This is a genomic window from Kitasatospora sp. NPDC041917, from assembly GCF_055589745.1.
Genome location: NZ_JBVJBI010000045.1, coordinates 19,160 through 42,332, shown reverse-complemented (window position 1 = coordinate 42,332; position 23,173 = coordinate 19,160). Strand labels below are relative to the sequence as shown.

18 protein-coding genes are annotated in these 23,173 nt (G+C 75.3%); 16 read left to right on the top strand and 2 right to left on the bottom strand.

Features of this window, described 5'->3' with window-relative positions; all coding sequences use genetic code 11:
* Positions 1-113: 113 nt before the first annotated feature.
* The 3 genes from ACZ6EM_RS34395 to ACZ6EM_RS34385 all read left to right on the top strand — a co-directional run bounded on the left by ACZ6EM_RS34395 (position 114) and on the right by ACZ6EM_RS34385 (position 3,024).
* On the top strand, positions 114-1,163 hold the full coding sequence (locus tag ACZ6EM_RS34395; RefSeq protein ID WP_401043951.1) for a ketoacyl-ACP synthase III family protein: 1,050 nt from the start codon (positions 114-116) through the stop codon (positions 1,161-1,163).
* A gap of 119 nt (positions 1,164-1,282) precedes the next feature.
* Complete coding sequence (locus ACZ6EM_RS34390) at positions 1,283-1,651, top strand: hypothetical protein (protein WP_401043954.1); 369 nt, start codon at positions 1,283-1,285, stop codon at positions 1,649-1,651.
* A 152-nt stretch (positions 1,652-1,803) separates the two neighbouring features.
* On the top strand, positions 1,804-3,024 hold the full coding sequence (locus ACZ6EM_RS34385; RefSeq protein ID WP_452181028.1) for a cytochrome P450: 1,221 nt from the start codon (positions 1,804-1,806) through the stop codon (positions 3,022-3,024).
* An 83-nt stretch (positions 3,025-3,107) separates the two neighbouring features.
* Here the strand turns inward: ACZ6EM_RS34385 and ACZ6EM_RS34380 are convergent, their stop codons facing one another.
* Together ACZ6EM_RS34380 and ACZ6EM_RS34375 are read right to left on the bottom strand one after the other, a co-directional pair.
* Positions 3,108-4,358 (bottom strand): FAD-dependent oxidoreductase, encoded by a 1,251-nt coding sequence (locus ACZ6EM_RS34380; protein ID WP_465774111.1) that lies wholly within the window; start codon positions 4,356-4,358, stop codon positions 3,108-3,110.
* 46 nt (positions 4,359-4,404) lie between these two features.
* Positions 4,405-4,851, bottom strand: a complete 447-nt coding sequence (locus ACZ6EM_RS34375) for an SRPBCC family protein (protein WP_465774110.1) — start codon at positions 4,849-4,851, stop codon at positions 4,405-4,407.
* 370 nt (positions 4,852-5,221) lie between these two features.
* Here ACZ6EM_RS34375 and ACZ6EM_RS34370 point away from each other — a divergent pair, with 370 nt between their 5' ends.
* From ACZ6EM_RS34370 to ACZ6EM_RS34310, 13 genes are all read left to right on the top strand, one after another.
* Positions 5,222-6,013 carry a thioesterase II family protein gene (locus ACZ6EM_RS34370; RefSeq protein WP_465774109.1) on the top strand — a complete coding sequence of 264 codons (792 nt, stop codon included), beginning with the start codon at positions 5,222-5,224 and terminating at the stop codon, positions 6,011-6,013.
* 200 nt (positions 6,014-6,213) lie between these two features.
* A complete protein-coding gene (locus ACZ6EM_RS34365) occupies positions 6,214-7,707 on the top strand; it encodes a class I adenylate-forming enzyme family protein (protein ID WP_452180352.1) in 1,494 nt (497 codons plus the stop codon).
* Between the two features lie 159 nt (positions 7,708-7,866).
* Positions 7,867-10,047 carry an MMPL family transporter gene (locus ACZ6EM_RS34360; protein ID WP_465774108.1) on the top strand — a complete coding sequence of 727 codons (2,181 nt, stop codon included), beginning with the start codon at positions 7,867-7,869 and terminating at the stop codon, positions 10,045-10,047.
* Positions 10,048-10,251: 204 nt separating this feature from the next.
* Complete coding sequence (locus ACZ6EM_RS34355; protein ID WP_452180349.1) at positions 10,252-11,529, top strand: type III PLP-dependent enzyme domain-containing protein; 1,278 nt, start codon at positions 10,252-10,254, stop codon at positions 11,527-11,529.
* A gap of 5 nt (positions 11,530-11,534) precedes the next feature.
* Positions 11,535-11,822 carry a phosphopantetheine-binding protein gene (locus ACZ6EM_RS34350; protein ID WP_401054954.1) on the top strand — a complete coding sequence of 96 codons (288 nt, stop codon included), beginning with the start codon at positions 11,535-11,537 and terminating at the stop codon, positions 11,820-11,822.
* Between the two features lie 72 nt (positions 11,823-11,894).
* On the top strand, positions 11,895-12,083 hold the full coding sequence (locus tag ACZ6EM_RS34345; RefSeq protein WP_401054955.1) for a hypothetical protein: 189 nt from the start codon (positions 11,895-11,897) through the stop codon (positions 12,081-12,083).
* A 146-nt stretch (positions 12,084-12,229) separates the two neighbouring features.
* Positions 12,230-14,173 (top strand): HAD-IIIC family phosphatase, encoded by a 1,944-nt coding sequence (locus ACZ6EM_RS34340; protein ID WP_465774107.1) that lies wholly within the window; start codon positions 12,230-12,232, stop codon positions 14,171-14,173.
* Positions 14,174-14,202: 29 nt separating this feature from the next.
* On the top strand, positions 14,203-14,430 hold the full coding sequence (locus tag ACZ6EM_RS34335) for a DUF6059 family protein (protein ID WP_452180347.1): 228 nt from the start codon (positions 14,203-14,205) through the stop codon (positions 14,428-14,430).
* A gap of 70 nt (positions 14,431-14,500) precedes the next feature.
* Positions 14,501-16,270 (top strand): fatty acyl-AMP ligase, encoded by a 1,770-nt coding sequence (locus ACZ6EM_RS34330; protein ID WP_401054021.1) that lies wholly within the window; start codon positions 14,501-14,503, stop codon positions 16,268-16,270.
* 1 nt (position 16,271) lies between these two features.
* The gene (locus tag ACZ6EM_RS34325) at positions 16,272-18,050 is read left to right on the top strand and encodes an acyl-CoA dehydrogenase family protein (RefSeq protein ID WP_465774106.1); all 1,779 of its coding nucleotides are present in this window, start codon (positions 16,272-16,274) and stop codon (positions 18,048-18,050) included.
* A complete protein-coding gene (locus tag ACZ6EM_RS34320) occupies positions 18,044-19,828 on the top strand; it encodes an acyl-CoA dehydrogenase (protein ID WP_465774105.1) in 1,785 nt (594 codons plus the stop codon). The genes ACZ6EM_RS34325 and ACZ6EM_RS34320 overlap by 7 nt, the downstream gene beginning before the upstream one ends.
* A 40-nt stretch (positions 19,829-19,868) precedes the next feature.
* Complete coding sequence (locus tag ACZ6EM_RS34315; RefSeq protein WP_359914414.1) at positions 19,869-20,168, top strand: acyl carrier protein; 300 nt, start codon at positions 19,869-19,871, stop codon at positions 20,166-20,168.
* Positions 20,168-23,155, top strand: a complete 2,988-nt coding sequence (locus ACZ6EM_RS34310; protein WP_452180351.1) for a type I polyketide synthase — start codon at positions 20,168-20,170, stop codon at positions 23,153-23,155. Before ACZ6EM_RS34315 ends, ACZ6EM_RS34310 begins: the two co-directional genes overlap by 1 nt.
* Positions 23,156-23,173: the final 18 nt, after the last annotated feature.

Genomic DNA, 23,173 nt, shown 5'->3' with positions numbered 1-23,173 from the left:
CCGCGCGGTGGTCCGCACGGCCCGGGCGCCCAGGGTCCGGCGGTGCTCTTTAGCCGAGCCAAAGCCGCTCCGCCGATCATGCGGGGAAGGTCCGTGCTGAGAGGGAGCGACCCATGCGCTTTGAAGACGTCTACGTGGCGGGAACCGGGGTGTGGCTGGCGGAGCCGGAGTCGGCCCGCACGGCCGTGGAGGACGGTCGCTACGACGCGGAGCAGGCCGAGCAGGACGACCTGCTCTCGGTCTGCGTGGCCGACGAGAGCACCGCCCCGCCGGACATGGCGGTCCAGGCCGCCACCACCGCCCTGAAGCGGTCCGGCCTGGACGCCTCGGAGGTCGGGCTGCTGATTCACTCCGGCGTCTGGTTCCAGGGTGTCGAGATGTGGCCGGCCGCGTCCTACGTCGCCGGCCACGCGCTGGGCCGGGACGCCATCGCCTTCGGCTTCCAGCAGGAGTGCAACGCCGCCCTCGGGGCCCTGGAACTGGCCGCCCGCCAGATCGCCGGTCAGCCGGAGAAGGCGGCCGTGGTCACCACCGCCGACCGGTTCGGCGCCCCGCTGATCAAGAGGTGGAGCAGCGAGCCCGGTTTCGTCTACGGCGACGGCGCGACCGCGATCGTGCTGTCCGGCCGGGGCGGGATCGCCCGGCTGCTGTCCACCGCCAGCGGCTCGGACAACGCCATGGAGGCGGTGGTCCGCGGCCCCGAGCTGAAGGCCGTCCCCACCGGTGAGCCGCTGGACCTGCTCGGCCGGGTGGGCCACTTCATGCGCACCGACGCCGGAGGCCTGCGCGAGGCGACCCAGCGGGTCGGCGCCGTGATGAACGCCGCCGTGGACACCGCCCTGGCGGACGCCGGCGTCGGCCGGGAGGACATCGCCCGGGTGGTGGTGCTCGCGAGCGGCCGCAGCCGGATGGAGTGGCAGGTGCCGCAGCTGCTGGGCATCCCGTTCGAGAAGTCCACCTGGGACTTCGCCCGCCGGGTGGGCCACCTGGGCGCGGGCGACCAGATCGCCGCCCTCAACCACCTGCTGGAGCACCGCCGGCTCGCCCCGGGCGACCGGGTCCTGATGGTCGGCGGCGGATCCGGCTTCAGCTGCACCTGCGCGGTCCTGGAGATCACCGGGCAGCCGGACTGGGAGCCGGCCGGTCTGCGGACGGCGGGCTGACCGGACGGGACCGGGCCCGGCCCCGTCCGGCCGTCCAACGGCAAACCGCCGTGGTACGAGCGATACTGACGATCAGTGCCCTGACGGAAGAGGCGCATGACACGGAAAGCGGAGACGACATGACCCCAGAGACCGCCGGCGTCCGTCCCACCCCCACCCCCGCGTCCGGAGCCGGACGCGCGGCCTGGGGCGGGCTCGGACTCCTCCTGCTCGTCTGGACGGTGTTCGAGGCGGCGAAGTACACCGGCCTCACGCTCGTGCTCGCAGTCGCCGGGCTCCTCGTCCCCCTCCTGGCCGGGCTCGCGCCCCGGGCGGCGGTCGTGCGGCACGCGCTGCTGCGGGTCTGGATACCGCTCGCCGTCATGCTCGTCTGCACGGCGATACCGGGCCCTCCCGAGGACACCTCCGCGCCCTTCACCTTCGGGATGGCCTGGCTGACCCACCTCGCGCTGGGACACGCCCTGCGCCGGGGGCCCGCCGCCTCCTGACGGACCTCGCGATGCCGGGCCCGCGTCCTCACGGCCGCGGGCCCGGGGCGTGTCCGGCCGGCCCCGCCCCGGTGTCCTTTACCGGGCCGCTAGCCCCGGCTGCGAGCGTGGGCGGCGACCGACCACCACCCAGCAGAAGGAGCATCCAGCCCATGGACAGCACCGCGTCCTCAGCCGGCCAGGACCAGCTTCAGTACCCGTTCCACCGTCCCTCGGCGGTGCAGGTTCCCACCGTCTACGCCGACCTGCGCGCCCAGTGCCCGGTCGCCAAGGTCCGGCTCCCCAGCGGCGACGAGGGCTACGTGGTCAGCCGCTACGAGGACGTCCGCACGGTCCTGTCCGACCTGCGCTTCAGCCGCGCCGCCACCGTGGAGCCGGACGCGCCGAAGCTGACCAACCTGCCGCCCATGCCCGCGAGCCTGTTCACCATGGACCCGCCCGAGCACACCCGGCTGCGCCGCCTGGTGTCGCGCGAGTTCACCGCCCGCCGGGTGCAGAACATGCGCCCGCGCATCCAGGAGCTGACCGACGAACTGCTCGACCGGATGGAGCAGTCGGAAGGGCCGGTCGACCTCAACACGGTCTTCGCCTTCCCGCTGCCGGTGATGGTGATCTGTGAGCTGCTCGGGGTGCCCTTCGAGGACCGCGAGAAGTTCCGGGGCTGGTCGGACGCGTTCGTCTCGCTGACCTCGATGTCGCCGGAGGAGATGAACGCCAAGCGCATGGAGCTGTTCGGCTACCTCGGCCGGCTCGTCCAGGCCAAGCGCGAGGAGCCCGGCGAGGACCTCATGAGCGCCCTGGTGAACGCCCACGACGAGGAGGGCAGCCTCAGCGAGATGGAGCTCATCGTCATGGGCATCACGCTGCTGGTCGCCGGCCACGAGACGACCGTCAGCATGATCGGCACCTGCGTGCTGACCCTGCTGCGCCACCCCGAGCACCTGGCCGCGCTGCGCGAGCGGCCGGAGCTCATGGAGCACGCGGTCGAGGAGCTGCTGCGGATCAACCCCATCGGCGACGGCGGCCCGTACCGGGTCACGCTGGAGGACGTCGAGATCGGCGGCACCGTGATCCCGAAGAACAGCGGCGTGATCGCGGCGACCAGCTCGGCCAACCGGGACGCCGACCGCTTCTCGGACGGCGACCCGGACGCCTTCGACCCGACCCGCGCCTCGGCGACCGGGCACCTCGCCCTCGGCCACGGTGCGCACTTCTGCCTCGGGGCCGCGCTGGCCCGGGCGGAGCTCCAGATCGCGCTGTCGACGCTGCTGCGCCGCTTCCCGACTCTCGCGCTCGCCGACGAGGTCGACAACCTGCGGATGACCACCGGGATGATGGTCCACGGCCTGGAGCGCCTGCCGGTCACCTGGTGACCGGCCACGGTCGCGGTACGCCGCTGCCCGGGTCCCGAACGGGACCCGGGCAGCGGCGTACCGGGTGGAGCGGTGCCGGGCCGTCAGGTCCCGGCCCGCATCCGCGCGGCGCGGTGCGCCGCACTGGGCTTCTGCAACTGGAAGTAGGCCCCGGCCAGGACGCGCTGCTTCAGCCGGGGGCTGAGGTCGAGCACCTGGTAGAGCGAACGCCGCAGCGTGCCGCCCAGCGGTCCGTGCAGCGCGAACAGCTTCTCCTGGCGCAGCTGAAGCCCCCGGGAGCGGCTCACCGGTTCCTCGCGCGAGCGCTGGAACTGTGCGGTGGCCCGGGTGACCGCCGCCCCGCCGCCGGCGGTGAACGCCCGCTCCAGCAGCGGGGCCAGGGTGACGGCGTCGATGATGGCGTGGTTGACGCCCTGCCCGAGGATCGGCGTCAGGGTGTGCGCGGCGTCCCCGACCAGCACCAGCCCGGGCATCGACCAGTTCGGCACCACGCTGGTGAAGATGTCCAGCATGGAGGTGTCCGACCAGCTGGTGATCTCCTGGCGCACGGCACCGGACAGCTCCGGGGCCAGCTGGTCCAGCCGTTCGTACAGGGCGTTCAGGCCCTCGGCGCGCAGTTCCTTCAGGCCGCCCTTGGGGATGTTGAAGCCCACCCGGACGCTGTCGGGGTGGGTGGGGATGAAGAGGCCGTGCTGGTCGCCCCGGATGCGGATGCGGTAGGTGCGGTCGTCCCACTCGGCGGGGAACGGCAGCTTCAGCCAGACCACGTCGCGGTCCAGCGGCACCTTCCGGTACGGCAGCCCGGCCATCTCGCGGACCTTGCTGAACCGCCCGTCGGCGCCGACGGTCAGAGCCGCCCGGACGGTGATCTCGCCGTCCGGGGTGCGGGCCCGCACCCCGGTGACGGTGCCGTGCCCGTCCTGCTCCAGCGCGACGGCGGTGGCGCGGCGCAGCAGCGTGAAGCCGGGCAGGCCCTCGCCCACCTCCGCCAGCGCGGACAGCAGCGCGGGCTGCGGCAGTTCCACGGGGTAGGGGTGGGGGTAGGGGAAGTCGTCGAAGTCGGCTCGCATGACGGTCCGCCCGCCGTCCACGATCTCCATGTGGTGCATCTGCTGGTAGGCCCCGTCGAGGGCGTCGAGCAGCCCCAGCCGCTCCAGCAGCCACACCGAGTCGGGCGACACGGACTCGCCCCGGAAGGAGCGGTTGAAGTGGCTGCTCTGTTCGAGCACCACCACGGAGACCGAGCGCTTGGCGAGCTCCACCGCGAGGGTGAGGCCGGCCGGTCCACCGCCCACCACGCACACCTGGGCGGTCAGCTCTGCTGTCATCGTCATCCTGCCTCTCCGGGGGTCACGGGTCGATCGATGGTCCAGCGGTGGGCTAAAGGCGCTCTTGCAGGGCCTGCTCCTCCACCCGGGCCTTCAAGGCGTCCGTCAGGGTGACGAAACCCCGGGCGCTCTGACGCACGATCGAGCCGGTCAGCGGGACCAGCAGCCCGCTGAACCGCTCGCTCTGCAGGACGTGGGTGCCGCCGTCCCGGGCGGTCAGCTCGAAGGCGTGCACCCCGTCGAAGATCCCCGGGACCCCGAGTCGGCCGCGCCACCGCAGCAGCCGTCCCGGCTCCGCGGCCAGCACGGTCGGCGTGAAGTCCATCTCGCGGCCGCCGGGCAGCCGGAAACGGAGCGCCAGCCGGGCCCCGGGCTCGGCCTTTCCCGCGGCGCGGACCAGGAACGGGTTCCACTCCTGGAACCGGGCGAAGTCGGTGAGCACGGCCCACACCTCGCCGGGAGTGGCGGCGATGTGGACCTCGGACGAGATGCGGCGCATGACAGGCGCGCTCCTTCGGTGCGGCGGCGTCGGACACTGATCCGGGCAGGGTGCCCCACCCGTACCGTGCCGCCCCGGGCTTCAGTCCCGCTTAACGCGCCCGATGGCGGGCCGCACCCGCCGTCGCGCCCCGCCCGGCCGGCGACGGCCACCGGCGCAGCGCAGCCCGTTCTTTAGGGCCCGCGCCAAAGCTGACGGACCGTCGGCCGGTGTCGCCCCCCACCGGCCGCACCCGCCGCTCCGCCCGCCCGGCCCGGCACCCCCGACCGGGGCCGGGCAGGCGGAGCGCCAGGCAGGACCGGCGGGCACCCGGGCGGCGGCGCGGGGCTCGGCCGCCGGGCGCCGCCCGGCCGAGAGGAGACCCAGCACCATGACGCGCTACCTCACCCGCACCCCGCCGCCCCCGGGACGACTGCGGGTGTTCTGCTTCCCGTACGCGGGCGGCGGGGCCTCGGCCTACGCGGGCTGGCAGCGCCGGATCACCGCGGACGCGGAGCTGCTCCCGGTCCAACTGCCCGGCCGGGAGGGGCGGATGGCGGAGCCGCGGTTCACCGACCTGCACGCCCTGGTCGCCGACCTCGACGCGGAGATCGGGCCGGAACTCGACCACCCGCACGTGCTCTACGGGCACAGCATGGGCGCCCTGATCGCCTTCGCGCTCGCCCAGCACCGCCACGCCCGCGGCGCCCGGCTGCCCGCGGCCCTGGTGCTCGGCGGCCACCGGGCGCCGCACCTGCCGGCGCCGCTGCCCGACGAGCCCGGCATCCCCGACGCCGACCTGGTGCGGACCCTGGACGCCTACGGCGGACTGCCCCGGATCCTGCTGGACCACCCGGAGTGGCTCGCCGCCCTGCTGCCGATCGTCCGCGACGACCTGCGGCTGTGCGCCGCCGCCGGCACCGTCGCCCGCACGCCGCTGCCGGTGGCGCTGCACGCCTTCGGCGGGGCCGAGGACCGGCTGGTCACGGTGCCCGAGGTCCGGGAGTGGGCGCGCTACTCCACCCGGGAGAGCGAGATCGCCGTGGTGCCCGGCGGCCACTTCTTCCCCCGGGAGGCGCCCGGGTTCCCGGAGCTCCTCTCCGCCGTGCTGCGCCGCTACGAGGCGGCCCCCGGCGCGATTCCCGGCACGGCCCCCGGGCCGGCCGGGGCCGGGCAGGGCTGACCGGAGCCGGGACGGCGCGCTTTTAGCGGTGCCAAAGCCCCCTCTCGGACGATGCGGAACGAGGCCGGGGCCGCGGCACCGCCGGATGCCCGACCACCCGTCACCGTCACCGACCAGGGGGAGCATTGACCACGCGCACGTTCGAGACCGTACCCGTACCCGGGGTCGCCACCGCCGCCGGCTCGGAGCACGCCGCCCGGATCGCCAACGCGGCCGAGGAGTTCCTCGGCGCCGCTGCCGCCGCCCGCCCGGACGCACCCGCCGTACGGGACCGCTACGGCGCCTGGACGTACGCCGAGCTGGACGCCGCCGCCGACTCCTTCGCCCGGATCCTGGCCGGCCACGGCATCCGGCCGGGCGACCGGGTGCTGGCCCGGGTGGGCAGCGGCCGCGAGTTCACCGCCCTGCTCTTCGGGGCCTGGCGGCGCGGCGCCGTGCTGGTTCCCGTCAACCCGGCGATGCGGGCCTTCCACCTGGGGCCGGTGCTGGCCGACTCGGCGCCGTCGCTGATCGTGGCGGAGGCGGCGGAGCGGGAGCAGGCCGACGGGCTGCGCTGGCCCGCCGGGGTGCCCGTCGCCGTGGTCTCCGAGCTGGACCTCTCCGGGCCCGCCGACCCGGCCGGCCGCGGAGAGGCGCAGGTGCCCGCCGACCGGCTGGCGCTGCTGATCTACACCTCCGGCAGCACCGCCGCGCCCAAGGCCGTGGCCTGCCCGCACGCCCAGGTGGTGTTCGCCGCGCGGGCGATCGCGCGGCGGCTGAACTACCGCCCGGACGACGTCGTGCTGACCGCCGTGCCGCTCTCCTTCGACTACGGCCTCTACCAGGTGCTGCTCTCGGCGCTGGCCGGGGCCGAACTGCTGCTGTCCGGCCCGGAGGGCCACGCCCGGCTGCTCGGGTTCGCCCGCGACCACGGCGCCACCGTGGTGCCGCTGGTGCCCTCGCTCGGCGAACTGCTGGTGCGCCTGGCCTCCCGGGACCCGCGGCCCACCGGGGTCCGGCTGTTCACCAACACCGGTGCCGCGCTCAACCCGCCGCTGATCGCCTCGCTGCGGGAGGCCTTCCCCGGCGCGGCGGTGGCCCCGATGTACGGCACCACCGAGTGCAAGCGGATCACCGTCCTGGAGCCCGACGGCGACCTGGCCCGGCCCGGATCGGTGGGGCGCGCGCTGCCCGGCACCGAGGTGCTGACGCTGGACGACGACGGCCGGCCGCTGCCGCCGCACGAGGTCGGCGAGATCGCCGTCCGCGGCCCGCACGTGATGGCCGGCTACTGGCAGGCACCGGAGCCCACCGCGCAGCGGTTCCGGGTGAGCCCGGAGGACGGCCGGGTCACGCTCCGCACCGGCGACTACGGCTGGCTGGACGAGGACGGCCACCTGTACTTCCAGGGCCGGCGCGACGACCTGTTCAAGCGGCGCGGCTCGCGGATGAGCACGGTGGAGATCGAGGCCGCCGTCCTGGACATCGACGGGGTCCGCGAGGCGGCCCTGCTCGCCCCGGAGGAGGACCGGGACATGGTGCTGTTCGTGGTCGGCGAGGTCACCGCCGAGCAGGTGCTGGGCAGGCTGGCCGACCGGCTGGAGGCGGCCAAGGTCCCGGACCTCTGCCGGGTGCTGCCCGCGCTGCCGCTCACCGCCAACGGCAAGACGGACGGCAAGGCGCTGCGCGCCCTGCTGGCGGGGGAGCCGGCCTGACCGTCCGGCCGGAGTGCGGCGCGCATCGGTGACGTGCAGTCAGCGGACGGGCACGCCCCGCTCAAGCGAGAGCCAAGGGCCTTCGCCGAGGGTGGGGCGGCCGTGTCCGCCTCTGCGCCCGCGCTGCCGCACCACGGCCGCGCGACGGAAGGAATACCGATGTTCACCGCTCTGGGCTCCGCTCTGCACGGGCGACGGAGAGCCTCCCTGCTGTTGACCCTGCTGATCACCGTGCTGGCCGCGGTCTTCGGCGGCTCCGTCGGGGACAGGCTCACCAACGGGCTGTCCGACTACGACGACCCGGGCGGCGGCAACGTCGTCGCCCGGGAGACGATCACCCGCGCCACCGGCATCGACTCCCAGCAGGGCTACCTGCTGCTGGTCCGCACCGACGAGCAGCTGCGCGGTGCCGGCGCACCCCCGGCCGCCGTGACCGCGGCCGTCCGGCTGCTGAAGGACCGGCCCGAGGTCGAGCAGGTCGTCGACTACTCGGCCGACCCCGCGCTGATCTCCCGGGACGGGCACAGCACGGTGGTCGTCGGCGCCGTGCGCCCGATGGCCGAACCGGAGACCAAGGCCGCCGAGCAGGAGCTCCAGCGGGCCGTCAAGGACGACCCGGCGCTGAACGGCCGGGCCTGGCTCGGCGGCGCCACGCCCGGCCACGTCCAGGTGGCCCAGGTCTCCGACACCGACCTGGCCGAGGCCGAGGGCCTGGCCACGCCGGTCATCCTGATCGCGCTGTTCCTGGTCTTCCGCGGCCTGGTGGCCGCCCTCGTCCCCCTGCTGGGCGCCGTCGTCTCGCTGCTGCTCACCATGGCCGGCCTGCGGATCGCCACCACCGCGATGGACGTCTCCACCGGGGCGATGAGCCTGGCCTTCGCCCTGGGGCTGGGGCTGTCCATCGACTTCGGCCTGCTGATCGTCACCCGCTACCGGGAGGAGCTGGCCGAGCACGGCCCCGGCGCCGAGGCGCTGCGGCGGACGGCCGCCACCGCCGGGCGCACCGTGCTGTTCAGCGCGCTCACGGTGGCGGCCGCGCTGCTCGCGATCATGGTGTTCCCGCACCCGTACCTGCGGTCCATGGGCCTGGCCGGCGTCATCACCGTCGTCTCGGCGGCCCTGTTCGCCCTGCTCGGACTGCCCGCGCTGCTCGCCGTGCTGGGTCACCGGATCAACGCGCTGGCGCCGCGCCGCTGGCAGCGGTCCGCGGCGGCCGGGCAGGCCACCGCCGGGCGCTGGCACCGGCTGGCCTCGGCGGTGATGCGCAGGCCCGCGGTCTTCACGCTGGTCGCCACCGCCGTCCTGCTGCTCGTCGCCTCCCCGCTCACCGGGGTGCGGTTCACCGGCGTCGACCCGACCTCGCTCCCCAAGGACATCAGCGCCGGGCAGGTCGCCGCGCGGCTCGGCGGCGACTTCGACGAAATCGCCACCAGCCCGTTCCAGATCGTCCTCGACACCGCCGACGACACCGGGCTCCAGGAGTACGCCCGGCGGGTCGCCGCGGTGCCCGGGGTGGAGTCGGTGGGCGAGCCGCAGCGGCTGGACGCCGGGCACTGGGAGATCGACGCCGTCCTCGCCGACAACCCGCTGGACGGTCCGGCGCTGCGGGCCGGCGAGCAGGTCCAGGACGTGGCGGCGCCCGTCACCGCCCGCTTCACCGGGACGACGGCGGACTTCCTCGCCCAGCGGGGCAGCATCGCCGACCGCCTGCCCCTGGCGTTCGGCGTGCTGGCCGGCGTGACGGTGCTGCTGCTGTTCGCCTTCTCCGGATCGGTGCTGCTGCCGCTGCTGGCCCTGGTGATGAACCTGCTCTCCACCGGCGCCGCGTTCGGCTTCCTGGTGTGGGTCTTCCAGGACGGCAACCTCGGCTTCGCCGCCCACAGCGGGCTGGAGACCACCACGCCCGTGCTGGTCTTCGCGCTCGCCTTCGGCCTCTCCACCGACTACAACGTCTTCCTGCTGGGGCGGATCAAGGAGGCCCGGGCCGCGGGCCGCGGCGACCGGGAGGCGGTCGCCGACGGCCTGGCGCAGATCGGCTCCACCGTCACCAGCGCCGCCGCGCTGTTCTGCGTCGCGGTGGGCGCGCTCGCCATGTCCCGGCTGGTGTTCGTCCAGGAGCTGGGCCTCGGCGCCGCGTTCTCCGTCCTGCTGGACGCCACGGTGGTGCGGGCGCTGCTGGTGCCCGCGCTGATGGCGCTGCTCGGCTCCGCCACCTGGTGGGCCCCCGGTCCGCTGCGCAGGCTGCACGCGGCGCTGCGGCTGGACCGCATGGAGGGCCCGGCCGCCCCGGAGCCGGCCGCCGCGCCGGCCGCCGAGAGGGTGCGCCGGCCGGTCGCCTGATCCGGGAGCCCCGGGCCCGCACGGCGGGACGCGGGGCCGGATCGCTTTTAGCGGCGCCCAAGTCCACGCTCGCAAGATGGTGGTGGCGGTGCGTCAGGAGACGCTCGCGCGCTCCCGGCGCGCCGCCACCAGGCAGGCGACCGGCCGCGCGCCGGCGGGGCACCGACCGCGAGGCGCCGCGCACGCCGCTACGAAAGGACCGCGATGACCACCGATCCTGAACTCGTCTCGGCGTACGGGAGTCCGCTGTACGTCTACGACGCGGCCCGGGTCCGGGCCGCCGCCCGGGACCTGCGCGAGGCCGTCCCGCAGCCCTCCCGGATCTACTACTCCCTGAAGGCCAACCCCCACCCCGCCCTGGTCGCCGAACTGCGCCGCAGCGGCGTGCACGCCGAGGTCACCTCGCGCGGCGAGCTGGCCGCGGCGCTGGAGGCGGGGCACCCGGCCGGGGAACTGCTGTACTCCGGGCCGGGCAAGGTGGCGGCCGAGCTGGACGAGGCGGTGCGCGCCGGGGTGCGCGCCTTCTCCGTCGAGTCCTTCGGGGACCTGGAGCGGGTCGGCGCGGCCGCCGCCGCCCATGACGCGGTGGCCGACTGCGTGCTGCGGATCAACGCCGCCGGCGCGCCGGGCACCGCGGGGCTGCGGATGACCGGCGGCCCCTCCCAGTTCGGCTTCGACCTGGACTGGCTCGCGGAGGAGGCCGACCGGCTGCGGGTCGCCGGCACCCGGGTCGTCGGGCTGCACTTCTTCCCGCTGACCAACTCCGCGGACGAGGACGGCCTGATCGCCGAACTGGCCCAGAGCGTGCGCACCGCCGCCCACCTGCGCGACCGACTCGGCATCGAGCTGGAGCTGCTGGACCTCGGCGGCGGCTTCGCCTGCCCGTACGCGACGGCCGGCGAACGGCCGGTGTACCGGCGGCTGCGGGAGGCCCTGGCCGAGGTGCTGGACGAGAACCTGCCCGGCTGGCGCGAGGGGCGGCCGGTGGTCGCCTTCGAGTCCGGCCGCTACCTGGTCGGCGACAGCGGGCGGCTGCTGACCACCGTGACCGACGTCAAGCCGAGCCGGGGCAGCACCTACGCGGTGCTCGACGCCGGGATCAACCACCTCGGGGGGCTGTCCGGTCTGGGCCGGCTGCTGCCCCTGCGGGCCCAGCCGACCGGGCCGGCCCGGACCCCGGCCGCCGGGGAGCCGGCCGAGCCGGTGACCCTGGCCGGTCCGCTCTGCACCCCGGCGGACATCCTGGCCCGGGCCGTGGAGCTGCCCGGGGTCCGTTCCGGCGACCTGCTCGCCGTCCCCAACGTGGGCGCGTACGGCCTCACCGCCAGCCTGCTCGGCTTCCTCGGCCACCGGGCCCCGGCCGAGGTGCTGGTCGACGGCGACCGCGTGGTCTCCGCGACCCGGCTGGCGCTGCAGCGCCGGGCCCTGGAGCCCGGCGACGGCGCCGCCCGCACCACCGACCCATCCACCGCACGGAGGTAGCACCCATGACCGACGAGACCCGCCAGGACCGGCCGTGGGACACGGCCTTCGAGGAACTGCTGCTCCAGACCCTGCCCCGGCTCGCCGCCCGCGGCCCGCTGACGGGTGACGCCAGCCTGCGCGCCGCGGGCCTGGACTCGCTCGCCATGGTCGAGCTCCTCGTCCAGGTGGAGCAGTTGTACGGGATCGGCATCCCCGACGGGGAGCTGGTGAGCGACACCTTCTCCACCCCGGACCGCCTGTGGAACGTCGTCTCCGCCCTGCGCGCGGGGCGGACGACCGACCCGGCCTGAGGCCCGACCCGTCCCCCGTCCCAGCAGCAGAGCGGGAGTTGCCATGCGTCACGTCCAGCCCCGGGGCATCCGGTGATCTCCGCGGCGATCATCGCCGTCGTGGTCCGCGCGGCCTTCTGGGTGCGGTCCCGCCTGCGCCGCCGCCGGGCCGCCGAGGAACCGGCCGTCGTGGAACAGGCCGCGGAACAGGCCGGGACGGCCGGGAACGCCCCCGGTCCCGGACAGGCGCCGGAGCGCGACGGAGCGCCGGCCGGCCGCTGAACACCACCGTCACCACCAGCTCCCGGGCCGGCGACACGACGTCGCGGGCCCGGGAGCGGCCGTTGCGCCCCGGCCCGCGCGCAAGGACGCCTTAAGAGGGTCCGCGCAGGCTCGGCGCGTCCATCAGAGGCAGCGAAGGAGAGACCGTGACCGCGGTTGTGAACACGGCCACCGGCGAGCGGACCGGCCCGCTGGACCGGCTGCGCGCCCTGCACGGCGAGGGGCGGCTGGCCGAGGAGTACCCGCAGGTGCCCGGCCTGCTGGCCGAACTGGCGGCGGGCGCGCCGGCCGGGACGTCCGGGCGGGACCTGGCCCGGGCCGGGCAGTTGCTGGCCCGGCTCGACCCGGCCGAGGTGCTGGCCCGCCACGAGGGGCTGGAGGCGGTCGGCGTGGCCGTCACCGGCCACTCCACGCTCGGCGCCCTCACCGCCCCGCTCACCGCCGAGCTCGCCCGCCACGGCTTCGTGGCGAAGGCGACGACCGCCGACTACGGCTCCTGGCTGCGGGACCTGCAGGACACCGGCAGCGAGCTGTACGCGGCGGGCGTGGACCTCGCCCTGTGCGTGCTGGACGCCCAGCTGGTGTTCGACGAACTGCCGCACCCCTGGCGGGCGGAGGACCTGGAGGACGCGGTCGCGGCCAAGCTGCGCCTGCTGACCGCGCTGGCCGCCCGCTACGTCGGGCACGGCACCGGCACCCTGGTGCTCAACACCGTGCCGCTGCTGCCCGTCCACACCCGTCAGCTGGTCGACGCGCGCTCCCGGGCGCGGATCGGCATCGCGTGGCGGGAGTTCAACGCGGGGCTGCTGCGCATCGCCCTGGACCACGAGCGGGTGCGCGTGGTCGACCTGGACCCGCTGGTCGCCGCGGGCGGGCCGGTGAACGAGCCCCGGCTGGCCGCCTACGCCAAGGCGCAGCTCGGCGAGGAGCTGCTCGCGGCGTACGCCCGCGAGGTCGGCCACCTGGTGCGCGGCCTGCGCGGCCGGGCCAGGAAGGTGCTGGTGGTCGACCTCGACAACACCCTGTGGGACGGCATCCTGGGCGACGACGGTCCGGAGGGCATCGCCGCGGCCACCACCTACCGGGGCGAGGCGTTCGGCCGCTTCCAGCGGGTGGTGGCCCAACTAGGCGCCCAGGGCGTCCTGTTGGCGGTGTCCAGCAAGAACGACCAGGAGGCGGTGCTCGGGGTGCTGCGCGACCACCCCGACATGGTGCTCCGGGAGGGCGACTTCGTCCGGGTGAACGCCAACTGGGAGCCCAAGGACGGCAATCTGCTGGACATCGCCCGCCGGCTCAACCTGGGCGTGGACAGCTTCGTCTTCGTCGACGACTCGCCGTTCGAGTGCGGGCTGGTCGCGAGCAGCCTGCCCCAGGTGGCCGTCGTCCGCCTGGACGAGGAGCCGGCCCTGCACGTGGAGCGGCTGCTCGCGGACGGCTGGTTCGACGTGGCCGCGCTCACCGCGGAGGACCGGGTCCGCGCGGACCAGTACCGCTCCGAGGCCGCCCGGCAGGACCTGCTGGACGGCGCCGGCTCGATGGAGGACTACCTGGCCCGGCTCGACGTGCGGGTCTCGCTCTCGCCGGTGCGGGAGCACGAGGTGGCCAGGGCCTCCCAGATCACCCTGCGCACCAACCAGTTCAACCTCACCACCGAGCGGCTCCAGGCGGCCGACGTCCGGGCCCGGATGGACGCGGACGAGCACCTGGTGCTCGCGGTCCGCGCCACCGACCGGTTCGGCGACAACGGGCTGGTGGGCCTGGTCCTGGTGCGCACGGCCCAGGACGGCTGGCACATCGACAACGCCCTGCTGAGCTGCCGGGTCTTCGCCCGGGGCATCGAACAGGCCGCGCTGGCCGCCGTGCTGGAGCGCGCCCGGCGGGCCGGGGCGCCGGCCGTGCACGCCCGCTTCCGGCCCACCGCCAAGAACGGCAAGGTGCGCGGGCTCTACCCGTCGCTGGGTTTCGTGCCCACCGGCGAGGACGCGGCCGGGGAGGTGTCCTTCCGGCACGACCTGGGGGTCCTGCCCGAGGTGCCGGGGCACGTCGCCCTGACCGCGGACTTCGACCGGGCCCCGGACCGGGGGGCGTAGCGGTGGGGCCGGGGGAGCGGCGGCGTGCGGTGCTGCGGCGGATGGCCGTCGGCTGGGTCCGGGCGCTGGCCAACCTGGGCGCGATGTTCGGGGCGGTGACGGTCGAGTACCACCTGACCGTCGGCCGGGAGCCGGCGCCCGCGCCGTTGGAGGAACCGCCGGCGGACCATCCCGAGCGCCTGCTGCGCGGGGTCCCGCTGTCGGAGCGGGAGCAGGAGCTGTGGGCCCAACTGGAGGGCCTGCGCAGGCGCGTGTAGCGCAACGGCGGCTTTAGTGCTCGAACTGATGATCGGTCCGGACGTGTCGACCGAACGAGGGGGATTGACGGTGGCGGGTTTCCGATCGTTCGCGGAGCTGGTGCTCGCGCGGGCGGCAGAGCGTGGGGATGCGGACGCCTACCTGTTCCTGGAGAACGGGGTGCGGGGGGTGGAACCGGAACGGCTCACGTACGCGGGCCTGGACCGGTCGGCGAAGGAGCTGGCGGCCTGGCTGCAGGACCGGGGGATGACCGGCCGGCAGGTGCTGCTGCTGTACCCGTCGGGACTGGAGTTCCTGACGGCGTTCATCGGCTGCCTGTACGCGGGCGCGGTGGCCGTCCCGGCGCCCCTGCCCACGGAGCAGGGCCAGCACTTCCAGCGGGTGTCCGGGATCGTCCGGGACGCCCGGGTCGGCGCCGTGCTGACCATCGGCAAGCACGCGCCGGACGTCGGGGCGTGGCTGGCGGACGAGGGCTTCTCCGACGTGCTCTGCCTCGCCACGGACGGGCCGGTGGGCGACGCCGCCGCCTGGCGCGACCCGGGGCTGCGCCCCGAGGACCTGGCCTTCCTCCAGTACACCTCCGGCTCGACCAGCGAGCCCAAGGGGGTGATGGTCTCGCACGCCAACCTGCTGGCCAACGAGGCCGCCATCCAGCGCTCCACCGGCAGCGGCCCGGACACCGTGCTGGGCGGCTGGCTGCCCTTCTACCACGACATGGGCCTGATCGGGCACGTGCTCCAGCCGCTGTGGCTGGGCACCAGCGCGGTGCTGATGTCCCCGACCTCCTTCCTGCGCCGTCCGGTGCGCTGGCTGGAACTGATCGGCGAGCACCGGGTGACCATCTCCGCCGCCCCCAACTTCGCCTACGACCTCTGCCTGCGGCGGGTGACCGACGCCCACCTGGAGGGCGTCGACCTGTCCAGCTGGCAGGTCGCCTGCAACGGCGCGGAGCCGGTCCGGGCCGACACCCTGCGGGCCTTCGCCGAGCGCTTCGGGCCGTACGGCTTCCGGGCCGACACGTTCTTCCCCTGCTACGGCATGGCCGAGACCACGCTGCTGGTCTCCGGCAAGCGGCACGGCCGGCCGGCCGTGCTGCGCGAGGTGGACGCCGCGGGCCTGGAGGCGGGCCGGCTGGAGGGGCCGTTCCTCCGGGAGCCGACGCGGGCCCTGGCCTCCAGCGGCGTCGTGGGCTCCGAGGACTTCGAGGTGCGCATCGTCGACCCGCAGACCCGTGCGGAACGCCCCGAGCGCGAGGTCGGCGAGATCTGGGTGCGCGGCGCCAGCGTCTCCTCCGGCTACTGGGACCGCCCCGAGGTCAACGCGGAGGTGTTCGGCGCCCGGATCGCCGGCGCGGAGGAGCTCGGCCGCTGGCTGCGGACCGGCGACCTGGGCGCGGTGGAGCGCGGCGAGCTGTTCGTGACCGGCCGGCTGAAGGAGATGATCCTGATCAACGGCCGCAACATCTACCCGTACGACGTGGAGAACGCGGTGCGCGCCCTGGAGCCGACGGCCTTCGGCGCCGGAGCGGTCTTCGCCGTCGACACCGGCCAGGAGCACCTGGTGGTGATCCACGAGGTCCGCCCGAGCGCCCTGGCGGACCAGGACCTCAAGAAGCTCACCGCCACCGTCCAGGCCCTGGTCAGCCGGGAGTTCGCGGTGCCCGCGGGCAACGTCCTGCTGGTGCGCCCGGGCACCGTCCGCCGCACCACCAGCGGCAAGATCCAGCGGACCCTGATGCGCAAGCTGTTCCTGGAGGGCGCCGTCACCCCGCTGCACGCCGTGCTCGACCCGGCGGTGCGCGAGCTCGTCGGCACCCGCGACCCGGAACCGGTGGGCTGACATGGACCACGCGCCGTACCGCGTCGCCGAGGAGCTCGAACAGTTCCTCGGCGACCCGGACGCCCCCGGCACCGTGTTCTCGTACGCCCGCAGCCTGGAGCTGGACGAGAGCGAGACCTTCCCGGCCGACATCTGCCGGGTCCTGGAGGACTGGCGCCTCCAGGACCACTACGTGCCCGCCGAGCACGGCGGCCGGCTCACCGACTACGAGACCGTCATGCAGGTCATGCGGACCGTCGCCCGCCGCGACCTCACCGTGGCGATCGGCCACGGCAAGACCTACCTGGGCGGCGTCTGCGTCTGGGTGTCGGGCAGCCCCGAGCAGGCCGCCCGGCTGGCCGCGGACATCCGCGCCGGCGTCCCGGTGTCGCTGGGCCTCACCGAGCGGGCGCACGGCAGCGACCTGCTCGCCGACGAGGTGCACGGCGAACCGGACGGCGCCGGGGGCTGGCTGGTCAGCGGCGAGAAGTGGCTGATCAACAACGCCACCCGGGGCAGCGTCCTGTCCGCGCTCGTACGCACCGACCCGGCCGGCGGCCCGCGCGGGTTCAGCGTGCTGCTGATGGACAAGCGCGGCCTCGGCCCGGAGCACTACCGCTGCCTCGACAAGATCCGCACCCACGGCATCCACGGCGCCGACATCAGCGGCATCGCCTACGACCGGGCCCCGGTGCCGGCCGCCGCCCTCGTCGGCACCGAGGGCGGCGGCCTGGAGACGGTGCTCAAGGCGCTCCAGCTGACCCGGACGATGTGCGCCGCGCTGTCGCTGGGCGCCGCCGACCACGCCCTCGCGCTGGCCCTGGACTTCGCCGAGCGGCGGGAGCTGTACGGCCGCCGCCTGGTGGACCTGCCGCAGGCGCGGCAGGTGCTCGCCTCGGCCGCCGCCGACGTGCTGGTCGGCGAAGCGCTGGCGACGGTCGCGATCCGCTCGGTCCACACCCTCACCGGCGAACTCGGCGTGGCCGCCGCCGCCACCAAGTACCTGGTGCCCACCGGCACCGAGCAGGTCGTCGCCGAACTGACCCGGCTGCTGGGCGCCCGCGCCTTCCTCAAGGGGGAGCACGCCGGAGGCATGTTCCAGAAGGTCGACCGGGACCACCGGATCGTCGGACTGTTCGACGGCAACACCCTGGTCAACCTCAACTCCCTGGTCAACCAGTTCCGTTCACTGTCCCGCGGCTGGGAGCGGGGCACCGGGGACACCGCCGGGGCCGCCACCGCCTTCGACCTGGCCGCGCCGCTGCCGGCCCTGGACCCGTCCCGGCTCTCCCTGGTCGCCAAGGGCGGCAGCGGCATCGTCGCGTCGCTGCCGGCCTCCGTGGCCTCCCTGCGTGCCGAGGCCGGGCACGACCCCGCGCTCGACGGCGCCCTGGAGGCCGCCGAACTGCTGCTCGCCGCGACCGGCCGCGTCCACGCCGAGATGGCCGCCCACCGCTCCCCGGTCTCCGACGTGCCGACCGCCGCCTTCGAGGTCGCCCGGCGCTACAGCCTCTGCCTGGCGGGCGCCGCCTGCCTGGGCCTGTGGGCGCACAACCACCGGGCCGCCGCCCGGGGACGCACCGGCGCGCTCTGGCGCGACGGCGTCTGGCTGTGGCCCGCCCTGGACCGGCTGCTGGTCCGGCTCGGCGAGCAGGACGGCCCCCGGCCGGAGGCCTACCCCGCGCTGCTGGCACGGCTGCGCGACACCCGGGCGGCCGGCGAGCTGCACTCCCTGCTCCCGCTGCGGCTGCACCGCCCCGCACCCACCGACGACCGTCCTGCCGAGGGGGCGCCATGCTGACCGACTCCGCGGCCCCCGGACTCCCCCGTCCGGAGGCCCCCGCCGACCGCCCCCGGGAGGGGGCCCAGGAGACCGCGGCCCGGGACCGGGTCGCCGAACTCGAACGCCGCTTCGGCGACCCGGGCGACCCGGCCAACCCCGTCGGCACCGAACGGCTGCTGGCCGCCGACGAGGCCGGCGAGCTGTCCGGGGCCGGCGAACACCTGCTGGACGACCTCGGCCTGACCGCCGAATTCGTCCCCGCCGAACTCGGCGGGCGGCTCACCCGGATCGACACCCTGGCCCGCACCCTGCGGCCGGTCTTCCGGCGCGACGTCGCACTCGGCCTCGGCTACGGCGTCACCTCGTTCATGGCGGCCGTCAACGTCTGGACCGCGGGCAGCGCGCAGCAGCGCGCCCGGCTGGCCGACCTGCTGCTCGGCGGCGCCAAGGTCTCGGTCGCCTACCACGAGCTGGCGCACGGCAACGACTTCCTGCGCAACGACTTCCGGGCCCGGCCCGAGCCCGGCGGCTACCGGCTGCACGGCCGCAAACAGGTCATCAACAACGCCGACCGGGCCGCCGCCTTCGCGCTGTTCGCCCGCACCGACGACGCGCCCGGCGCCCGCAGCCACTCGGTCCTGCTGGCGGAGCGCGACCAGCTCGACCCGGCCCGCTTCGCCACCCTGCCCCGCTACCCCACCGCCGGGGTGCGCGGCTGCCGGATCTCCGGCCTGGACTTCGACGACTGCCCCGTCCCGGCCGCCGCCCTGGTCGGCGAGCAGGGCCAGGGCGCGGAACTGGCGCTGCGCTCCTTCCAGATCACCCGCAGCGTCCTGCCCGGGATGGCGCTCGGAGCCGCCGACACCGGCCTGCGCACCGTCGTCGGGTTCGCCCTGGGCCGGCGCCTCTACCGGCGCCCGGTCGCGGAGATCCCGCACGCCCGCTCCACCCTCACCGGCGCCTTCCTGGACCTGCTGGTCTGCGACAGCCTCTCGCTGGTCGGAACCCGCGCCGTGCACCTCCTGCCGGAGGAGACCAGCGTGTCCGCCGCCGTCGTCAAGTACCTGGTGCCCAAGGTGCTGACGGAGGTCATGCACGACCTGTCGATCGTGCTCGGCGCCCGCTTCTACCTCCGCGACGGCGAGTTCGGCGCCTTCCAGAAGCACCTGCGCGACCTCCCGGTGCTCAGCCTCGGCCACGCCGGCTCGGCGGCCTGCCAGGCCACCGTCGTCCCGCAGCTGGCCAGGCTCGCCCGGCGGGCCTGGTTCACCGGCGACGAGGCGCCCGCGGCGCTCTTCGAGACCCGCACGGACCTGCCCGGGATCCCCTTCGACCGGCTCACCCTCGCCGCCGGACGGGACAGCCTCAGCGCCTCGCTGGTCGCCTCCCGCGACGACCGGCCCGACGCGACGCCCGAGGAGCGGTCCCTCCGGACCCTCACGCTCGCCATGGTCGACGAGCTGCGGCGGATCCAGCAGGACAGCCTCGCCCTCGCCCCCCAGGACCGCACCGCCCTGGCCGGCCCCGGCGCCTTCGCCCTGGCCGACCGCTACGCGGTGGTCCTCGCCGCGGCCGCCGTCCTCGGCGTCCGGCGCGCGGCCCGGGCCGACGGCACCGACCCCTTCCTCGCCGACCCCTCCTGGGCCGCGGCCGCCCTGCACCGGCTCGCCCGGCGCCTCGGACGCCGCCCGGCCGACCTGCCGGCCGGCTGCGAGGAGACGGTCCACCAGGAACTGCTGCGCCGCTTCCACGAGCGCCGCGGCTACGACCTCTACGACACCCCGCTGGCCGGCTGACCGGCCGCCCCGTCCTTTCCCACGCAGCGAGGAGCACCTCATGACCGTCCCCACCACCGGCCTTCCGGCCACCCTCGGCGAGCACACCGTCGAGACCCTGACCGGCTGGCTCGCCGACCGGATCTCCCTCTACCTGAAGCGCCCGGCCGACGAGATCGCCCCCGGCGTCCCGCTCGCCGAGTACGGCCTGGACTCGGTCGCCGCGCTGAGCCTGTGCGGCGACATCGAGGAGGACTTCGACCTCGTCCTGGAGCCCACCGTGGCCTGGGACTACCCGACCGTCGACGCGCTCGCCGGATACCTGGTGGAGGAGCTGCGCGCCACCGTGGGAGAGGCATGATGCAGCCCGTCGCCATCGTCGGCATCGACTGCCGCTTCCCCGGCGCACCGGACCCCGCCGCGTACTGGGACCTGCTGATGCGCTCCGGTGACGGCGTCGGGCGGGTGCCCGAACAGCGGTGGAATGCCGACGACTTCTACTCGCCCGAAGGCGCCGAGGGGCACTCCAACACCACCAGCGGCGGCTTCATCACCGACCCGGACGCCTTCGACCACGAGTTCTTCGCGATCTCGCCGCGCGAGGCCGCCGCGATGGACCCCCAGCAGCGGCTGGTCCTGCAGTGCGCCTGGCGCGCGGTCGAGGACGCCGGAATCGCGCCGCAGAGCCTGGCCGGGACCGACACCGGGGTCTTCGTCGGCATCATGGGCAACGAGTGGGCCCACCTCCACCTCACCGACTACGCGCGGGTCACCGCGCAGGTCGGATCCGGCAACGGCTACTGCATGACCGCCAACCGGATCTCCTACCACCTCGACCTCAAGGGCCCGAGCCTGGCCGTGGACACGGCCTGCTCCTCCTCGCTGGTCGCCGTCCACCTGGCGTGCAACGCCCTGCTGGCCGGGGAGTGCGACACCGCCGTCGCGGCCGGGGTGAACATCGCCCTCACGCCGGCCCTCGGCATCTTCTACACCCAGGCCGGGCTCTCCGCGCCCGACGGCCGCTGCAAGCCCTTCAGCGCCGACGCCGACGGCATCGGCCGCGGCGAGGGCGTCGGCGCGGTGGTGCTGCGCCGCCTGGAGGACGCGATCGCCGACGGGCAGCCGGTGTACGCGGTGATCCGCGGCACCGCCGTCAACCAGGACGGGCGCAGCAACGGCCTCACCGCGCCCAACCGCTGGTCGCAGCAGGAGGTGCTGGCCTCCGCCTACCGCCGGGCCGGGGTCGAGCCGTCCGACGTCGCCTTCACCGAGGGCCACGGCACCGGCACCGTGCTCGGCGACATGATCGAGGTCAAGGCGCTCGGCGACCTGCACGCCGACCGCGCCGGCAAGCCGCTGGCACTTGGCTCGGTCAAGGGCAACCTCGGCCACACCGAGGGCGCCGCCGGGATCGCCGGACTCATCAAGGTGGCGCTCTCCCTGCACCACCGGGTGGTGCCCGCCAGCCGGTTCGCCGCCAGGGAGAACCCGGCGCTGAAACTCTCCAAGTACGGCCTGCGGCTGCTCAAGGCACCCCTGCGGCTGGCGGCCGGAACCACCGTCGGCGGCCTCAGCAGCTTCGGCATGGGCGGCACCAACGCCCACGCGGTGCTGGAGTCCGCGCCCGGCGGCGCCGCCCGGCCCACGGCCGGATCCGCCGCCCGGCCCACCGGCCTCGGGGCGGCGGTGTTCACCCTGACCGCGCCCACCGCGCAGGCGCTGCGCCGCAACCTGGTGGCGCAGGCCGACGCCCTCCAGCGCCACCGGGTGACCCCGGTCGGCGCCGTGGGCTGGAGCAGCACCCGGCTCAAGACCGGCCACCGGCACCGCTTCGCCGTACCGGCCACCGACACCGCCGACCTGGCGGCCGTCCTGCGCCGGGCGGCCGACGACGAGGACCTGCTGACCCGCCTCACCGGCGGGCCGGGCGGGCGGCCGCGGGTGGCCCTGCTCTTCACCGGGCAGGGCTCGCAGTACCCGGGCATGGCGGCCGGCCTCTACCGCGACGCCCCGCTGTTCCGCCGCCACCTCGACCGGGCGGACGAGGCGCTCCGGCCGCACACCGAGGGCTCGGTGCGCGACCTGCTGCTCGCCGCGGACCCCGCCGTCCACCGCACCGGCTGGGCGCAGCCGGCCCTGTTCGCGGTCGGCTACGCGCTGGCCGCCACCCTGACCGAACTCGGGGTGCGCCCCGGGATGCTGCTCGGCCACAGCATCGGCGAGTACGCGGCCGCGGTGCTCGCCGACGCGCTGCCGCTGGAGCAGGCGGCCCGGCTGGTCTCCGCGCGCGGCCGGCTGATGCAGGAACTCCCCGCCGGCGGCGGGATGCTGGCGGTGCGCGCGGAGGCCGCCGTGCTGGCCGAGCGGATCGCCGGCGAACCGCTGATCGGGATCGCCGCCGTCAACGGGCCCACGGCCACCGTGCTCTCCGGAGACCTCGCGGCGCTGGCCCGGATCGAGGAGGAGCTGACCCGCGCCGGGGTGCGCTCGCGCCGCCTGGAGGTCTCGCACGCCTTCCACTCGCCGCTGATGGAGCCCGTGCTGGAACGCTTCGCCGCGATCGCGGAGGAGGCCGGCGGGAGCGTCCCGGCCCTGCCGGTGTACTCCACGCTGCGCGGCAGACTGCTGGAGGCCGAGCCGATGGACGCGGCCTACTGGGTCGAGCACATCGGCGCCCCGGTGCTGTTCGCGGACGCCGCACGGCAGTTGCTCGCGGACGCGCCGACCCACCTGCTGGAGGTCGGCCCGCGGCCGGTGCTCGTCCCGATGGCCCGCCGGCTGGGCGGTGCCCCCGCCGGGGCGGGCCCGCGCGGCGTCCTGCCGGTGCCGGGCGAGCAGGCCGGCGGGCGGGAGCTGGCCGAGGCCGTCGCCGAGCTGTTCCGCGGCGGGGCCGACCCGGACTGGCACGCGGTGTACGCCGAGGAGGACCGCAGGGCGCACCGGCTGGCCCCGTACGCCTTCGCCGACGACCGCCGGTTCTGGGCCCGCCCGCCCGTTCGGTCCACGTCCGCTCCGTCCGCGCTCGACCCGTCCGCGACCGTCCCGTCCGCCGCCGACCCGCGGCCGGCCGGGTCCGACCCGGGCCTCCGGGCCCCGGACCCGGTGGCCGGCGCCGTCCTGGCCGCCGTGGCGCAGGTGGGCAGCTACGCGCCCGAGGAGATCACCCCGCACGCACGGCTCTTCGAGGACCTCGGCTTCGACTCGGTGATGGTCATGGAGCTCAAGAAGCGCATCGAGGAGCGGCTGACCGGCCTCGAACCGCTGAGCGTGGAGGACCTGTTGCCCCGGCTGTCCTCGGTCGGCGACCTCATCGGCTTCCTGGGCGAACGGCACACCGCCGCCGCCTGAACCCGTCCCGCAGAAAGG

What these genes read in the sequence shown, in the direction of transcription:
- ACZ6EM_RS34395 (WP_401043951.1), top strand. Translation starts at nt 114, where the DNA reads ATGCGCTTTGAAGACGTCTACGTGGCGGGAACCGGGGTGTGGCTGGCG.
- ACZ6EM_RS34390 (WP_401043954.1), top strand. Translation starts at nt 1,283, where the DNA reads ATGACCCCAGAGACCGCCGGCGTCCGTCCCACCCCCACCCCCGCGTCC.
- ACZ6EM_RS34385 (WP_452181028.1), top strand. Translation starts at nt 1,804, where the DNA reads ATGGACAGCACCGCGTCCTCAGCCGGCCAGGACCAGCTTCAGTACCCG.
- ACZ6EM_RS34380 (WP_465774111.1), bottom strand. Translation starts at nt 4,358, where the DNA reads ATGACGATGACAGCAGAGCTGACCGCCCAGGTGTGCGTGGTGGGCGGT.
- ACZ6EM_RS34375 (WP_465774110.1), bottom strand. Translation starts at nt 4,851, where the DNA reads ATGCGCCGCATCTCGTCCGAGGTCCACATCGCCGCCACTCCCGGCGAG.
- ACZ6EM_RS34370 (WP_465774109.1), top strand. Translation starts at nt 5,222, where the DNA reads ATGACGCGCTACCTCACCCGCACCCCGCCGCCCCCGGGACGACTGCGG.
- ACZ6EM_RS34360 (WP_465774108.1), top strand. Translation starts at nt 7,867, where the DNA reads ATGTTCACCGCTCTGGGCTCCGCTCTGCACGGGCGACGGAGAGCCTCC.
- ACZ6EM_RS34355 (WP_452180349.1), top strand. Translation starts at nt 10,252, where the DNA reads ATGACCACCGATCCTGAACTCGTCTCGGCGTACGGGAGTCCGCTGTAC.
- ACZ6EM_RS34350 (WP_401054954.1), top strand. Translation starts at nt 11,535, where the DNA reads ATGACCGACGAGACCCGCCAGGACCGGCCGTGGGACACGGCCTTCGAG.
- ACZ6EM_RS34325 (WP_465774106.1), top strand. Translation starts at nt 16,272, where the DNA reads ATGGACCACGCGCCGTACCGCGTCGCCGAGGAGCTCGAACAGTTCCTC.
- ACZ6EM_RS34320 (WP_465774105.1), top strand. Translation starts at nt 18,044, where the DNA reads ATGCTGACCGACTCCGCGGCCCCCGGACTCCCCCGTCCGGAGGCCCCC.
- ACZ6EM_RS34315 (WP_359914414.1), top strand. Translation starts at nt 19,869, where the DNA reads ATGACCGTCCCCACCACCGGCCTTCCGGCCACCCTCGGCGAGCACACC.
- ACZ6EM_RS34310 (WP_452180351.1), top strand. Translation starts at nt 20,168, where the DNA reads ATGCAGCCCGTCGCCATCGTCGGCATCGACTGCCGCTTCCCCGGCGCA.